This is a genomic window from Streptomyces sp. NPDC044921 (assembly GCF_056432865.1).
On the sequence record NZ_JBWKIF010000006.1, the window covers coordinates 281,142 to 296,011 of the forward strand.

Below are 14,870 nucleotides of genomic sequence, written 5' to 3' on the forward strand. Positions count from 1 at the left end.
CTGCGCATTCCCCGATACGTGCCGCATCGAGGAAGGTTCCCCATGGACCGCACGGCCCGCAGGACCAGCAACGGCTCCCCCCGCTCCCGCAACGGCGGGTTCCGCTCCCGCAAGGCGGGCGGACAGAACACCGCCGCCCGCCCGGCGAACGGCGGCCACGGCGCCCGCCGCCCCGCCCCGGCCCGGGAGTTCGCGCCGCCCGTCACCGTCACCCCGGCGCTGCCCGCCGTCGAGGCGTTCGCCGATCTCGACCTGCCGCCGCGGCTGCTCGCCGCGCTGGGCGCGGAAGGGCTGACCGAGCCGTTCCCCATCCAGGCGGCCACCCTGCCCAACTCGCTGGCCGGCCGGGACGTCCTGGGCCGCGGCCGCACCGGCTCGGGCAAGACGCTCGCCTTCGGGCTCGCCCTGCTGGCCCGCCTCGACGGGCAGCGGGCCGAGCCCCGGCAGCCCCTGGCGCTCGTGCTGGTGCCCACGCGCGAGCTGGCCCAGCAGGTCACCGACGCCCTCACCCCGTTCGCCAAGGCGCTGCGGCTGCGGCTCGCGACGGTGGTCGGCGGACTGCCGATCGGCCGCCAGGCGAACGCCCTGCGCGCCGGCGCCGAGGTCGTCGTCGCGACGCCCGGCCGGCTCAAGGACCTCCTGGACCGCGGCGACTGCCGGCTGGACCGGGTCGGCGTCACCGTGCTCGACGAGGCCGACCAGATGACCGACATGGGCTTCATGCCGCAGGTGACCGCGCTGCTCGACCAGGTGCGCCCCGGGGGCCAGCGGATGCTGTTCTCCGCCACCCTGGACCGCAACGTGGACCGGCTGGTGCGGGCGTACCTGCACGACCCGGTGGTGCACTCGGTCGATCCGTCCGCGGGTGCCGTCACCACGATGGAGCACCACCTGCTGCACGTGGAGGACGACGACAAGCACGCCACCACGACCCGGATCGCGGCCCGCGACGGACGCGTGATCATGTTCCTGGACACCAAGCACGCCGCCGACCGGCTGGCGAAGAAGCTGCTGGCGGTCGGGGTGCGCGCGATGGCGCTGCACGGCGGCAAGTCGCAGTCCCAGCGCACCCGGACCCTGGCCCGGTTCAAGGACGGCGACGTCACGGTCCTGGTGGCCACGAACGTCGCCGCGCGCGGCATCCACGTGGACAACCTCGACCTGGTCGTCAACGTGGATCCGCCCGCCGACCACAAGGACTACCTGCACCGGGGCGGCCGCACCGCGCGCGCGGGCGAGTCCGGCACCGTCGTCACGCTGGTCCTGCCGCACCAGCGGCGCGAGATGTCCCGGCTGATGTCCGACGCCGGCATCACCCCGCGGATCACCCGGGTGGGCCCGGACGAGGCGGAGCTGAGCCGCATCACGGGTGCGCAGGAACCCTCGGGCGTACCCGTCGTCCTCACCCCGCCGCCCGCCGCCAACCGCCCCGCCTCCTCGGGTTCGGCCCCGGCCGGCCGACGGGGCAGGCCGCCCCGGGCCCGCCGCCGCTGACCTCTGGTGTCGTGCGGTGAACCCGTCAGGGGGACGGGCCCGCTGTCGGCCTGACCACCGCCGTGGGGCACACCGGCCCGTTCCCTGCCGTCCGGCCGCCCCCTCGTGGGCGGCCGGTTCCCGGGCGCTTGCCCGGAAGGCCGGGCCTCGGCCCGGCGGCAGGTAGCTCGACGCCCCCCGCTGCCGGGGCCCGCGCACAGGCCCCGGTGATCCGCGGGCCGCTGCGGCTCGGGTCCTCGGCCGTGGTCAGGAGGGTGCGCCAGGCGCCTTCGGCCCGGGTGTGCGGGCCGTGCCGGTGGCCCGCGCGCTCGGGCCGCCCCTGGGCGCCGTGCTCTGGCGCACCACCAGCCGCGTGGGCACCAGCGTCGTGCCGTGCCCGCCCCCGGCGGATCCGCCGCTGCCGGCGTCCCCTTCGCGCATCTTGCCCAGCACCCCCTCCACGCACAGCCGCCCCACCGCGGCGAAGTCCTGGTGGATGGTCGTCAGGGGCGGGAGGAAGGACGCCGACTCGGGGATGTCGTCGAAGCCGACGACGCTGATGTCGTCGGGGACGCGGCGGCCCCGCTCGTGCAGGGCGCGCAGCAGGCCCAGGGCCATCTGGTCGTTGGCCGCGAAGACGGCCGTGCAGCCGGGCTCGTCGGCCAGCAGGAGGCCGGCGCGGTAGCCGGACTCCGCCGACCAGTCGCCGCGCACCGGGGGCGGCGCCGTGCGGCCCGCCTCGGTGAGCGTCGCACGCCAGGCGTTGGCGCGGCGCTGCGCGGCGAAGGAGTCCTCCGGGCCCGCCAGGTGCCACACCGTCTCGTGGCCGAGGTCGAGCAGGTGGCGTACGGCGTCCCGGGCGCCGCCCGCCTGGTCGGTGTCGACGACGGTGTAGCGGTCGCCCGCGTCCGAGTCGGCCACCACGACCTGCACCCCGGGGGGCAGGGAGACCGTGGCCGCGTCGAGCAGGTGGATCTCCATGATGACGATCACGGCGTCCACGGCCAGTTCGCCCAGCCGGGAGAACGCGCCGTTCACCTCGTCCTGGGTGGGGACGGCCACCGGCAGCAGCGTGACGGCGTAGCCGTGTCCGGCCGCGGAGGTGGCGATGGCCTCCAGGGTGCGGATGTTGCCCATGGTGGAGAGGGAGAACGTGATCACCCCGAGGGTGCGGAACTCACCGCGGCGCAGGGCCCGGGCCGCGCTGTTGGGCCGGTAGCCCAGTTCGCGCATGGCGGCCAGGACCTCGCGGCGGGTGTCCTCGGTGACCCCGGCGAAGCCGTTCGAGACGCGGGAGACCGTCTGGGAGGAGACCCCGGCCAGCCGCGCCACGTCGGCCATGGACGCGCCCCGCCGGGGGCGGACCGCGCGCCTTCTCGTCCGGCTCGTGCCCCTCGACTCGCTCTCGCCGTCCACGGCGCCCACCCGCCCCTCGCTCTCCGCGCCGCCTCCCGGCGCCGGCCCCGGTCCGGAACGACTCCTTGACCCCTGAGATTCGGACAGTGTAGACATCCCGCCAGCGGATGTTTACGTAAACATAGCGAGCACGAAGCGTACGAGAAGGCGACACAACCGGACCAGTCGCACCAACCTGGGCCCCGATCTCTGCGCCCGCCGGGACGCGCGGCGCGCAGAAGAGTTGGAGTACTCGAGATGGCACACCGCACCCGCAAGAGAAGGCTCCTCGGGGCCATCGGCGTCACCGCCGTGGCGACCGGAACCCTCCTGGCCACGACGACCCTGCCGGCCGCCCACGCCGAACCGGCGGCGGCCGGCCGGGCCGCCGCCGCTGTCACCGTGCGGCCGGACCCCTCCTACGCGGGCGAGAGGTTCGAGGGCTGGGGCACCAGCCTGGTCTGGTTCGCCAACGCCACCGGCGACTACCCGCCGGCGATCCGCGAGAAGCTGTACCGGCTCCTCTTCGGCGACGAGGGCCTCGCGCTGAACATCGCCCGCTACAACATCGGCGGCGGCAACGCCCCGGACGTCAAGGACTACCTGCGCGCGGGCGGCGCGGTCGAGGGCTGGTGGAAGGCCCCGGCGGGCACCACCCGCGAGGACGTCGACTGGTGGGACGCCGAGGACCCGGCCGACTGGAACAAGAACGCGGACAAGACGCAGCGCTGGTGGGTCGACCGCATCAAGAAGGACATCACCCACTGGGAGGCCTTCAGCAACTCCCCGCCCTGGTTCATGACCGAGAGCGGCTACGTCTCCGGCAACTTCGACGCGGGCAAGGACCAGCTGAAGCCCGAGTCCGTCGAGGACTTCGCCAAGTACCTGGTGGGCGCCACCGAGCGGCTGGAGAAGGCGCACGGCATCAAGGTCGACACCCTCGACCCCTTCAACGAGCCGAACACCAACTACTGGGGCACCAAGCTCGGCCCGGACGGCGAGCCGACCGGCGGCCGCCAGGAGGGCGCCCACATGGGCCCCGAGCTCCAGCAGAAGGTGCTGCGCGCGCTCGCCCCGGTGCTGAGGAAGTCCACGTCGGACGCGGAGATATCCGCGATGGACGAGACCAACCCGGGTACGTTCGCCACCAACTGGAACTCCTACCCCCAGGACGTGCGCGACCTGGTCGGCCAGATGAACGTCCACACCTACGGCACCGGCCAGCGCACCACGGTCCGCGACCTGGCGAAGGCCGCCGGCAAGCCGCTGTGGATGAGCGAGGTCGAGGGCGACTGGGGCGACGGCCAGAGCTTCACCGACATGCGGCCCGGCCTCGGCCTCGCCCAGCGCATCGTCGACGACCTGCGCGAACTGGAGCCGAAGGCCTGGGTGTTCTGGCAGCCCGTCGAGGACTACGACAACATGAAGCCCGGCGGGGAGTCGGCGAAGGGCGGCAACTGGGGCGAGATCCAGCTCCCGTTCAGCTGCACCGCCAAGGACACCCTGGAGACCTGCCCGGTCCACACGAACACCAAGTTCGACACGGCCCGCAACTTCACGCACTTCATCAAGCCCGGCGACCGGCTGATCAAGACGAACGACACGTCCAGCACCGCGGCGGTCTCCCGCAAGGGCGACGCGGCGACCGTCGTCCACGTCAACAGCGCCACCGAGGCACGCGAGGTCACGCTCGACCTGTCGAAGTTCGGCCGGGTCTCCTCACGCGCCACCGTCACCCCGGTGGTGACCAGCGCCGACGGCAAGCTGGGCAGGCAGCGCCCCGTCCGCGTCACGGGCGAGCGGGCCACTGTCCCCGTGCCCGCCCAGTCGGTGACGTCCTTCCTCGTCAAGGGCGTCTCGGGCGTCGCGAAGGACGCGGCGGAACTGCGCAAGGGCCACACCTACCGCCTCACCGGCGTGCAGAGCGGCAAGGACCTCACGATCGCCGGCAACGGCACGGGGCTGGTCATCCGCGGCGCCTCCGCCGACCCGGCGGGCCGCCAGTGGACGGTGGAGCAGATCCGCGGCACCGGCAACCACCGGCGTTACGTCCTCACCGAGGCCACGTCGGACAAGCGCCTCGCCGTGCGCGGCGGTGCCCTGGTCGCCGAGCCGGACACGGGCCGCCGGGACAGGGCCGCGGAGTGGATCGCCTCCACGACCGGCGACGGCACGTGGACCCTCGTCAACGCGGCCACGGGTCAACTCCCGGACGTCTCGGGCCAGTCGACGAGCGAGAACGCGCCCGTGGGCGTCTGGCAGCCCAACTCGGGGGCGAACCAGCGCTGGCGGGTGACGGAGGTGACGCAGTAGCCACCGCGTCAGCCGGTGCGGCCGGGCTCGCCGGCACCGAGGTGCCTGACGAGCCCGGCCGGCTCCCCGCGCTCCCCCTGCCCCCGCCGCACGGCGGGGGCTTTCCCGTACCGGCCCGGCGGCCGCTCTCACCCGGCGGGCGGACGGAACTCCGGCTGGTCCAGCACGCGCAGCCAGCTGCCGTCCGGCTGGCGGCGGGCCACCTGGGCCCGGGCCCCGGCGCCGTCCCCCGGCGGGGTCGCGGTGAGGGCGAGATCGCCGCTGACCAGGGTCGGCAGGGGCGTCTCCGGCTCGAAGCGGGGCCGGCCGGCCAGCACCTCCTCCCACAGGGCGCGGATCGCCTCCCGCCCGACCGTCCGCTCCCCGGGCGGGTAGGCCAGCACCGCGTCCTCCTCGTAGAGCGCGGCGACCCCGGCCGCGTCACCGGCGTTGGAGCGTTCGACGAAGAGGCGGGTGAGGTCCTCGGGGCGCATGGCCTTCTCGTGCACGGGTCTCTCCTCGGGTGGGCTCTCCTGCCCCTCCAGCCTCCGTGGCCCCCGTCCAGAAGTCCAACAGCTGGTTCTGCTGAAAACTAGAATATCCAGTCATGGAGCTGAGGCAGCTGGAGTACTTCGTCGCCGTCGCCGAGGAGCGGAACTTCACGCGGGCCGCCGAGCGGGTGCACATCAGCCAGTCCGGGGTCAGCGCCCAGATCCGCCGGCTGGAACGGGAGCTCGGCGCCGAGCTGTTCGACCGCTCGGCGCGTGCCGTCACCCTCACCCCGGCGGGACGGGCCGCGCTCGATCACGCCCGTGCGGCGCTCGCCGCGGCCGGAGCGGTCGGGCAGGCGGTGGGCGAGGTCAACGGCCTGATCCGGGGACGGCTCGTGGTCGGCATGGTCACCGGCTGCACGGTGACGCCCCTGTTCGAGACGCTGGCCGCGTTCCACCGGGCCCACCCGGGTGTGGGGATCTCCCTGCTGGAGGACACCTCCGACCGGCTGGTCGAGGCGGTGCGCGCCGGTGACGTGGACGTGGCGCTCGTCGGCGTCGCGGAGCCCCCCGAAGGGCTCGACGCGCTGACGGTCGTCAGCGAGCGGCTCGTGGTGGCGGTTCCGCCGGGCCACCCCCTGGCGGACCGGCGGCGCGTCACGCTGCGCGACGTCACCGCCCACCCGGTCGTGTGCATGCCCCCGGGCACGGGCCTGCGCACCGTCCTCGACCGCGCCTGCGCCGCGCGGGACCTGCGCCCGGCCGTCGCCCTGCAGGCCAGCGCTCCGGACGCGATCACGGACCTGGCCGCCCGGGGACTCGGCGTCGCGGTCCTGAGCGCCTCGATGACGCGGGGCGCGGACGACCGCCTCGTCACCCGCACGATCACCGACGTCACCGCACCGGCACTGCTGGCGCTGGTGTGGCGGGAGGCGCAGGGGCCCGCGGTGCGGGAGTTCCTTCGGGTGGGGCGGGGGGTGTTCGGGGGGTGAGGCCACCGCTGCCCGGGCCGCTCCCCGACCTGTCGCCGCCCGCAGCAGCCGGTCTCCTGGGCAGCGGCTACCGTCCGCACAGCGGGCGGAACCGGTCCGTCGCCCCCACGACCGCCCCCGTCGAGGTGCTCCCGGACAGCCCGTGCCCCTCGTCTCCGATCAGCACGAGCTCCGCGTCCGGCCACACCTGCGCCAGCCGCCACGCCACGTCCGGCGGTCCGCTGATGTCCAGACGGCCGTGGATCAGCACACCGGGGGTGCCGGCGAGCTTCCCCGCGTCGCGCAGCAGCGCCCCGTCCTCCAGGAAGGCGGCGTGCCGCCAGTAGTGCGTGACGAGGCGGGCGAACCGGAACCGGAAGCGGGGGTCCTCGAAGCGCGGGTCGGGCCGGTGCCCCGGGTGGGTGGAGACGTGCACGTCCTCCCAGCGGCACCACTCCCGCGCGGCCCGCTCCCGCACGGCCGGATCGGGATCCGCGAGCAGCCGGGCGTACGCGTCGGCCAGATTCCCCTCACGCTCCCCCTCCGGCACGGCGTCCCGGAACCGGGCCCACTCCTCGGGGAAGATGCGCCCCATGTGCCGCGTGACCCACTCCACCTCGCGGCGCGTGGTGTTGGTGACGCTGAAGAGCACCAGCTCGGAGACCCGCCCGGGGTGCTGCTGCGCGTAGGCCAGCGCGAGAGTGACGCCCCAGGAGCCGCCCAGGACCAGCCACTCGTCGATGCCGAGGTGACGGCGCAGCAGTTCAATGTCGGCGATCAGGTGCTGGGTGGTGTTGGCGGCGAGCGAGGTCTTCGGATCCGCCGCGTCGGGCGTGCTGCGCCCGCACCCGCGCTGGTCGAACAGCACGACGCGGTACGCCGCCGGGTCGAACAGGCGCCGCCAGGACGGCCCCGCCCCGGACCCGGGACCGCCGTGCAGCACGAGGGCGGGCTTGCCGGCGGGGTTTCCGCAGGTCTCCCAGTAGAGGAGGTTGCCGTCACCGACGTCGAGCATGCCGTGGGCGTACGGCTCGACGGAGGCGGGATGAAGCGCGGGCATGTCGGACGTCCCTTCCTGCCCCGTGGGCCGGACGGGGCACCTGTACGGGCTATCACGACGAGGTCGGTCACCGCTCACCCAGACGGGCCGCGGAGAGACGGGCCCTTGCCTGCCGGTATGCCGCGTACAGCCGGTCGTGCTCGGCGCAGGGCAGTGCGGCGTTAGCTCCTTCGTCGTCCACGGCCCGGCAGGTCAGACAGGTCACACAGTGGTCACCGAGGCGGCGAGCCGCCGTCTGCTCCGGTGTCTCGCCGGTCGTGACCAGAATGCCGAGGATGTCGTGGTACTCGCACAGGGCACCCAGCACCCGGGCGAGCTTCCGGGCGTACCTGGCGCCGTCGCCCGGTGCGGCGAGGCCCAGTTCGGGAGCACGGAGCTTCCCGCGCGCCTCGGTGACGCAGGCCAGGGCGCCGTAGGCGGTGACGTTCGTCGCGGGCAACCGCTCGGCGATCTGCTGCACCGCGGGCGCCAACTGCTCGATGTAGGCGCGCAGCTCGGCGACGCATGCGGCCAACTGGGCGGTGGCCGGCGGCAGGGCGTCGGGGCCGGAATCGGGGCACAGCATCCGCTGCGCGGCCGCTCGCATCGTCGTGAGGTCCGGCGGGACTTCGGCGGAGGCCGGGGCCGTGGCGTTCATGATGCCGACGCTAGGTGTGACGGGGTGGGGCCGCACCAGCGATGTGCACATGTGTGCACCAAGTGTCATACCTTCGGCTGATGGTGGTCCCGACCTCTTGACCGACCGCCCGGCGAGCGTGAGCGTGATGCACAGTCCTGCACATCACCGTGGGGGAGGCAGCCGTGCCGCTCTTGTTCATCGGTATCGACCCGAACACCGGGGATCACGAATCACCCACTGTCTGGGTCGATTGCTGACCTGCTCGCCGGTGCCCGACGGTCCGCTGTCCACCTGGAGATGCGCGACACGTACGCCGTGGACTACGAGTCCGAGCCGTTCGCCGCCTGGCGCCGCGGCATCCGGCACGATCCCGCCGACCGCGCCTCGTGGTGGCGTCCCTGGCTCAGCCTGGTGGAGGAGACGGTGGCGCGCGGAGTGGTGATCCGCCGGGCGCGGATCGTGTCGGAACCGGTCAGCGACTACACCCGGTTCCTGCACAGCCTCACCTTCACCAACGTCGCAGCCGGTGAACTCGTACGCTGGCTGCCCCGGCGCCGGGCCTCCGACCTGGCGCTGCCCGGCAACGATTTCTGGCTCTTCGACGACCGCACGGTCTACTGGAACCACTTCACCGGCGACGGGGTGTCCGCAGGAGGTGAGGTCTGCTCGGAGCCGGCGGCCGCGAAACTGTGCGCCGAGGCATTCGAAGCCGTGTGGGCACGTGCCGTCCCACACGACCAGTACGAGATCCAGTGACCCGGCACCCACCGCGACAGGCCCGTTCATGCCTCACTCCCCCTCCTCGTCCGCCCAGGCCGCACGCGAGGTGGTCGCACAGCGACTGCGCGACCTGCGCAGGGCCGCGGGGCTGACGGTCAGTGAGCTGGCCGCCCGGTGCGCATGGCACCACGCGAAGACCTCACGGATCGAGAACGCGCGTACGGCGCCCACGGCCACGGACATCCGCAAGTGGTGCGCGGCCTGCGGGGTCGCCGACCAGGCGGAGGGCCTGATCACCCAGTCCCTCCACGCCGAGTCCCTGTACACGGAGTGGCGCACTCAGGTACGCGCCGGTCTGAAGGCGTTGCAGAACAGCGAACCCAGGCTCTTCCAGGACACGAAGCTCTTCCGCGTCTACTCCTCGACGCTGGTGCCGGGCCTGCTCCAGACGGAAGGGTACGCGACCGGAGTCCTCGGGATCAGCGCACGCTTCCGGGACGTGCCGGTCGACGACAGCGCCGCGGCGGCGCGCTCCCGCGTGGAGCGGTCCCGTGTGCTTCACGAACCGGGGCACCGCTTCGTGTTCGTGGTAGAAGAGGACGCCCTGCGGCACCGGATCTGCGACGCCGAGGGCATGGCCGCCCAACTGGGTCATCTGCTCACCGTGGGAGCCCTGCCCCAGGTGTCCCTCGGCATCATCCCCATGTCGGCACCCACCCGGGCACAGTGGCCGCGCGAGACCTTCCACGTCTACGACGACCGGATGGTGTCCGTCGAACTCGTCTCGGCCCGGGTGCGCATCACCCAGCCTGCCGAGATCGCCCTGTACCTGCGCGCGTTCGAACAGCTCCGCGGGGACGCCGTGTACGGGGCGGCTGCCCGGGCCCTGATCACGGCGGCGATCGACGCCCTGCGCTGACACGGTGTACGCCCCGACGTCCCGCTCGGGAACGGACCGGCCGGATTCCCGGTCTCCACACGTGAACACCCGCGCAACTACCGCCGGGCAATGCAAAGATCACGTCCCAGTACGTCGACAATCCGACCGCGGCCGGTGCCTGCCGCCCGACCTGGCCGGAAACTGCCACCGACCGACCAGTCCGATCGACGACCGACCAACCGACCGAGCGCCGGGCCAACGCCCCGCGCCCGAGGGGGAAACACTCAGTGAGAACAACAGAACACGGTGAACGCCGGGCCGGGGCGCCGACGCGCAGACGTCTGACCCGGCTGCGCGTCGCCCTCGCCGCCGCCCTCGCCCTGGCCGTCTCCGGTGCCGCCGCACCCCAGGTGATGGCCGCCCAGCCCGCCACCGCGACCGGCCCGCAGCCGACCGTGCCCACCCTCGCCTGGGCCGACTGCCAGGGCGGGTTCGAGTGCGCGAACGCGGAGGTGCCGCTGGACTACCGCGACCCGCAGGGCAGAACCATCACCCTGGCGGTCGTCCGCAAGAAGGCCGCGGACCAGGGCGCGAAGAAGGGCACCCTCTTCCTCCAGCCCGGCGGCCCCGGCAACTCCGGCGTCGACTTCGTGCGCAACAACTACGCCGGCCTGCCGGCCTCCCTGCGCGACAACTTCGACGTCTTCGGCTACGACGTCCGCGGTGTCGGCCGGAGTTCGCAGGTGGTGTGCTGGGACGACCCGACGTACACGCAGGCCGTCACCGCCGCCAAGGGCGCCCCCGGCCCGGACGCCTACGAACCCGCCGTGCGCCAGGCCGCCTCGTTCGTGCAGGGCTGCCAGGACAACGCGGGCGACGTCCTGCCGTACGTCGGGACCGGGTACGTCGCCCGGGACATCGACCTGCTGCGGCAGGCGCTCGGGGAGGAGCAACTGACGTACTACGGGCGGTCGTTCGGCAGCTACATCGGGACCGTCTACGCCGCCATGTTCCCCGAGCGGGTACGCGCCCTGGTGCTCGACGGCGCCTACGACCCGGAGCACTACGCGAAGCGGCCGTACGCCTACGACCGGCCCCAGTACCTGGCGCTGGACGGCGCCATGGGCCGGTTCCTCGACTGGTGCAAGGCCGACCAGGCCACGTGCGGGTTCGGGGACGGCGACCCCCGGGCCGCGTTCGAGAAGCTCAAGGCCGACCTGGACGCCAGCCCCGTGCCGACCGCCAACGGCGGGCAGGCCAACGGGTACACCCTCGTCTACCGCCTGATGTTCAACATCAACGAGGGCAAGGTCATCTGGCCCTCCCTCGGCCAGGCCCTGCGCAAGGCGCAGCAGCGCGACAACACCTCGTTCCTGCTGCGGCCCCCGTCCCCGGCCAGCTACGACTTCCTCAACCCGAACGTGGCCGTCGAGTGCGTCGACAAGGACTACCCGCGTGATCCGGCCCTGCTGAAGCGGCAGGTGACCCGGAACGCCGAACTGGCGCCGCTGCTCGGCCCGGCGATGGCGTACGGCCCGCCGACCTACGACCACCAGCACGCCACGGCCTGCGCGCAGTGGACCGGCGAGAAGCCCAGCCGCTACGGCGGTTCCTTCCGGGCGAAGGGCTCCGCGCCGATCCTGGTCCTCGGCACCACCGGCGACCCGGACACCCCGTACCAGGACGCGGTGGCCCTGTCCCGGAAGCTCGACAACGGCCGGCTGCTGACCTTCCGGGCCGAGGGGCACACCGCCTTCGGCCGCAGCGCCTGCGCGACGGACGCCGTGACCGGTTACCTCGTCGGCCTCAAGGTCCCGGCGCGCGGCACGACCTGCGCGGACGAGACCCAGCCGCCGTCCGCCACGCCGAAGAAGGCCCCCGCGGGCACGACCCTCGGTGAGCTGCGCAACGGCGTGAACGAGCGGCTCGACCGCCTGGGCACCCTGCGCTGACCCGTCCCGCCCCGCCCGGACCCCGGACGCCCCGTACCGCACGGGGGGTCCGGGGCCCGGTGCTTCCCGGGGCGCATCGCGCTTCCCGGGACCACCACGAGTCCCAGGCACTGCCGTGACTTTGCCATCTCTTTACAACGCGCTCCGTTCCCGCCTCGTCTCTCCGCACGACCTGTTCACCGACCTGGGAGTGCGACTCCATGCGCCGAACCGTCCTCAGCCTGCTGGCCCTCGCGGGCACCGCCGTACTGATGGGCACGGGGCCCGCGTTCGCGGACGGGGCGACGACCCCGAGCCCCGTGCCGTCGACCACCCGGCCGACCACCCACCCGGATGCGACCGACGCGCCCAAGCCGGCTCCTCCCGCCGAACGCACCCGCCCGGCCCCGCGCGCCGAACCGACCCGGGCACCGGCGCGGGACCAGGTGTCCGTCGTGCCCAGCGGCGCTCCCGACACCGGTGTGACGACGGGATCCGCGGGCTCCGGCACCGACGGCACGGCGATCGGCGCGGGCGCCGCCGCGGTGCTCCTCGTGGGGGGCGGCACGGTCGTCGCCGTGCGCCGCCGCCGGGCGAGCGGGGCATGACGGCGTTCTCCAGGCGCGCGTTCACGGCCGGGGCCCTGGCCTCCGTGCTGACGGCCTGCGGTGGTGGTCCGGCGGCGCGGCCGCGCGCCGCCGGGAACCCGCCGTCGCCGGAGGGGAGCGGGGGGCCGCGCACCGGGAGCCGTCCGGTCCCGGTGCGGCTGCTGGTCCCGGCGATCGGCGTCGACACCCCGGTCATCCCGCTGGGCCTGGCCGCGGACGGCACCGTGCAGGTACCGCCCGTCGAGGCGCACGACCGGGCGGGCTGGTACCGGCACTCGCCGCCCCCGGGCCGGACCGGGCCGTCGGTGCTCCTCGGCCACGTCACGGTCGGGCGGTACGGCGACGGGGTCTTCCGCCACCTGGCCCGGCTGCGCCGCGGCGACCGGATCGAGGCGCGCCTGGAGAACGGCACGGCGGCGCGGTTCGCCGTCACCGCCGTACGGACCGTCCCGAAGCGGGACTTCCCGGTGGACGACGTCTACGGGAACGTGGACCGCCCGGAGTTGCGGCTGGTCACCTGCGGCGGAGCGCGTACCGGCGACGGATACGCGGACAACGTGATCGTGTTCGCCGTGCGCGACGGCGCCGAGTCCCCCACCCCTGGAGAGCGTTGAAACGGTCCCGCGAGAAGGCCGCGTCCGAGCTGTTCGCCGCCCTCTACCCGCGTCTCGCCGGCTGGTGCCGCCGGCTCGTCGACGACGACGAGACGGCCCACGAGATCGCCTCGGAGGCGTTCACCCGGCTGTGGGCCCGCTGGACGTCCGTCGAGGAGCCGCGCGGCTTCCTCTACGTCACCGCGGCCAACCTCGTCCGGGACCACTGGCGCAAGCTGGAACGCGAGCGCCGGGCCCTGCACCGCGTCACCTCGGAGGCCGCCGTACGCCCCCACACCGAGCAGGCCGATCCGTCGGTGCGGCTGCTGGTCCAGGCGCTGCCGGAACGGCTGCGCGTCCCGATCCTCCTCCACTACTACGCTGACATGCCGGTCCGGGAGGTGTCCGCCCTGACCGGGCGCAAGGAAGGAACCGTCAAGGCCGACCTGCACGCGGCCCGGGAACTGCTCCGCGTCCATCTGAGGAGAAGCCTTGACCACACGCCTTGACGACGCCCCGGGCGAGCCGGAGTCCGGCCCCGACGACCCGCTCGCCGTGATCCTTCGGCCGTCCGCACCCGACTACCTGGGCGCGCCGCCCGGCCAGTTCGAGGCGGTCCGCCGCCGGGCTGCCCGCCGGCGCCTGGTGCGCACCGCGGCCGGAGCGGGCCTGTGCTGCGCGGTGGCCGCCCTCGTCCTCCTGCCGCTGCGCCTCACGGCGCCCGGGGAGCCCGCCGCCCCGGCCGTGCCGATGGCGCCGCCGCCCGCGGCCCCGGCACCCGTCACTCCGGCTCCCCCGTCGCCCTCCGCGCCGGACTCCGCCGCGGACCCCTCGGAGCGCTCCCGGACACCCGCTCCCGGTACCGGGAGCCCCCGTACCGAGGCTCCCCGCGCCGAGGATTCCCGTCCCACCAGCCCCCGCACCGCGGCCACCCGTTCCGCCACGCGCGACGACGGCGCCGGTTCCGCGCCGGATTCCCCCTCGGCCGCGCCGACCTCGGTCCGGCCGGTGCCCTCCTCGGCCCGCGCGGGCACGGCCGGGGAGCCGGCCACCGACCGCCGGTAGCCGTGGGGGCCGGCTGCTGCCGCCGGGTTTGCGGAACCTTTGCCCGTGGGCCGGGCGTTGGGAGGGTGTGCGCGCGTGAGCGGGTGCGCCCTTTGACGCTGACGAATACCGAGGTGACGGCAATGGCAGTGTGGGACCGGCTCAAGGACCAGGCCAAGGCCCTGCAGCAGGGACAGGCCGGGCGCGGCACGCCCGGCGGGCACGGCACGGCGGGTGGCCACGGCACGCCCGGCGGCCACGGCACGCCCGGCGGGGCGAGGTCCGGCGGGGGCGGCAAGGCCCAGCTGATCGGCCTGTTCAAGTCGCAGCTGGGTTCGCTGAAGAACGAGTTGAAGAGCGGCGCCTACCGGGACGCGAGCATGGCCGTGTGCGCCCTGGTCGCGGCGGCCGACGGGCAGGTGGACCCCTCGGAGCGCCAGCAGGTCGAGTCGATGATCCTCGGCAACGACGTGCTGCAGAACTTCCCGCCGGAGCAGCTGCGCCAGCGCTTCAACAAGCACGTGGACCAGCTGACGCACAACTTCCAGCACGGCAAGGCGGAGGCGCTGCAGGAGATCGCCAAGGCCGCCAAGAAGCCCACCGAGGCGCGGGCCGTGATCCAGACCGGCATGGTCATCGCCGGTGCCGACGGCCACTTCTCCCAGGCCGAGGCCCAGGTCCTGCGCGAGGCCTGCGCGGCGCTGGGGGTGTCCCCGGCCGAGTTCCAGCTCTGAGCGCCCGCGCCGGGTCGTCCGCGCGTCCGCGTCGGGTCCCCGCCGTGGGCCCCGGCGGG

General features: G+C 74.0%; 15 protein-coding genes. 11 read left to right on the forward strand and 4 right to left on the reverse strand.

The window, feature by feature from the left end; all coding sequences use genetic code 11:
* Nucleotides 1–42 precede the first annotated feature (42 nt).
* Nucleotides 43–1,494 (forward strand): DEAD/DEAH box helicase, encoded by a 1,452-nt coding sequence (locus AC07DA_RS12385; RefSeq protein ID WP_479127174.1) that lies wholly within the window; start codon nucleotides 43–45, stop codon nucleotides 1,492–1,494.
* Nucleotides 1,495–1,740: 246 nt separating this feature from the next.
* Here AC07DA_RS12385 and AC07DA_RS12390 read toward each other — a convergent pair whose 3' ends face one another.
* A complete protein-coding gene (locus AC07DA_RS12390) occupies nucleotides 1,741–2,814 on the reverse strand; it encodes a LacI family DNA-binding transcriptional regulator (RefSeq protein WP_479127176.1) in 1,074 nt (357 codons plus the stop codon).
* A gap of 312 nt (nucleotides 2,815–3,126) precedes the next feature.
* Between AC07DA_RS12390 and AC07DA_RS12395 the strand changes: the two genes are divergently transcribed.
* Nucleotides 3,127–5,181: an RICIN domain-containing protein gene (locus tag AC07DA_RS12395; protein ID WP_479127178.1), complete on the forward strand. Its 2,055-nt coding sequence runs from the start codon at nucleotides 3,127–3,129 to the stop codon at nucleotides 5,179–5,181.
* Between the two features lie 128 nt (nucleotides 5,182–5,309).
* Here AC07DA_RS12395 and AC07DA_RS12400 read toward each other — a convergent pair whose 3' ends face one another.
* Nucleotides 5,310–5,654 carry a YybH family protein gene (locus tag AC07DA_RS12400; protein WP_479127324.1) on the reverse strand — a complete coding sequence of 115 codons (345 nt, stop codon included), beginning with the start codon at nucleotides 5,652–5,654 and terminating at the stop codon, nucleotides 5,310–5,312.
* A 113-nt stretch (nucleotides 5,655–5,767) separates the two neighbouring features.
* Between AC07DA_RS12400 and AC07DA_RS12405 the strand changes: the two genes are divergently transcribed.
* Nucleotides 5,768–6,643 carry a LysR family transcriptional regulator gene (locus tag AC07DA_RS12405; protein WP_479127180.1) on the forward strand — a complete coding sequence of 292 codons (876 nt, stop codon included), beginning with the start codon at nucleotides 5,768–5,770 and terminating at the stop codon, nucleotides 6,641–6,643.
* A gap of 67 nt (nucleotides 6,644–6,710) precedes the next feature.
* Here AC07DA_RS12405 and pip read toward each other — a convergent pair whose 3' ends face one another.
* A complete protein-coding gene (gene pip / locus AC07DA_RS12410) occupies nucleotides 6,711–7,682 on the reverse strand; it encodes a prolyl aminopeptidase (protein WP_479127183.1) in 972 nt (323 codons plus the stop codon).
* 67 nt (nucleotides 7,683–7,749) lie between these two features.
* Nucleotides 7,750–8,319, reverse strand: coding sequence for a DUF6415 family natural product biosynthesis protein (locus AC07DA_RS12415; protein WP_479127185.1), 570 nt, complete (start codon nucleotides 8,317–8,319; stop codon nucleotides 7,750–7,752).
* 279 nt (nucleotides 8,320–8,598) lie between these two features.
* Here AC07DA_RS12415 and AC07DA_RS12420 point away from each other — a divergent pair, with 279 nt between their 5' ends.
* The 8 genes from AC07DA_RS12420 (at nucleotide 8,599) to AC07DA_RS12455 (ending at nucleotide 14,811) form a co-directional block, all read left to right on the forward strand.
* Nucleotides 8,599–9,057, forward strand: coding sequence for a DUF6879 family protein (locus AC07DA_RS12420; protein ID WP_479127187.1), 459 nt, complete (start codon nucleotides 8,599–8,601; stop codon nucleotides 9,055–9,057).
* Between the two features lie 28 nt (nucleotides 9,058–9,085).
* Nucleotides 9,086–9,940 (forward strand): helix-turn-helix domain-containing protein, encoded by an 855-nt coding sequence (locus AC07DA_RS12425; protein ID WP_479127189.1) that lies wholly within the window; start codon nucleotides 9,086–9,088, stop codon nucleotides 9,938–9,940.
* A 374-nt stretch (nucleotides 9,941–10,314) separates the two neighbouring features.
* A complete protein-coding gene (locus AC07DA_RS12430) occupies nucleotides 10,315–11,853 on the forward strand; it encodes an alpha/beta hydrolase (RefSeq protein WP_479127326.1) in 1,539 nt (512 codons plus the stop codon).
* 200 nt (nucleotides 11,854–12,053) lie between these two features.
* Nucleotides 12,054–12,440: a sortase-dependent protein gene (locus AC07DA_RS12435; protein ID WP_479127191.1), complete on the forward strand. Its 387-nt coding sequence runs from the start codon at nucleotides 12,054–12,056 to the stop codon at nucleotides 12,438–12,440.
* Nucleotides 12,437–13,054 carry a class F sortase gene (locus tag AC07DA_RS12440; protein ID WP_479127193.1) on the forward strand — a complete coding sequence of 206 codons (618 nt, stop codon included), beginning with the start codon at nucleotides 12,437–12,439 and terminating at the stop codon, nucleotides 13,052–13,054. The genes AC07DA_RS12435 and AC07DA_RS12440 overlap by 4 nt, the downstream gene beginning before the upstream one ends.
* Complete coding sequence (locus AC07DA_RS12445) at nucleotides 13,051–13,542, forward strand: RNA polymerase sigma factor (protein WP_479127195.1); 492 nt, start codon at nucleotides 13,051–13,053, stop codon at nucleotides 13,540–13,542. The genes AC07DA_RS12440 and AC07DA_RS12445 overlap by 4 nt, the downstream gene beginning before the upstream one ends.
* Nucleotides 13,526–14,098 carry a hypothetical protein gene (locus tag AC07DA_RS12450; protein WP_479127198.1) on the forward strand — a complete coding sequence of 191 codons (573 nt, stop codon included), beginning with the start codon at nucleotides 13,526–13,528 and terminating at the stop codon, nucleotides 14,096–14,098. The genes AC07DA_RS12445 and AC07DA_RS12450 overlap by 17 nt, the downstream gene beginning before the upstream one ends.
* A 122-nt stretch (nucleotides 14,099–14,220) precedes the next feature.
* On the forward strand, nucleotides 14,221–14,811 hold the full coding sequence (locus AC07DA_RS12455) for a tellurite resistance TerB family protein (protein WP_479127200.1): 591 nt from the start codon (nucleotides 14,221–14,223) through the stop codon (nucleotides 14,809–14,811).
* Nucleotides 14,812–14,870: the final 59 nt, after the last annotated feature.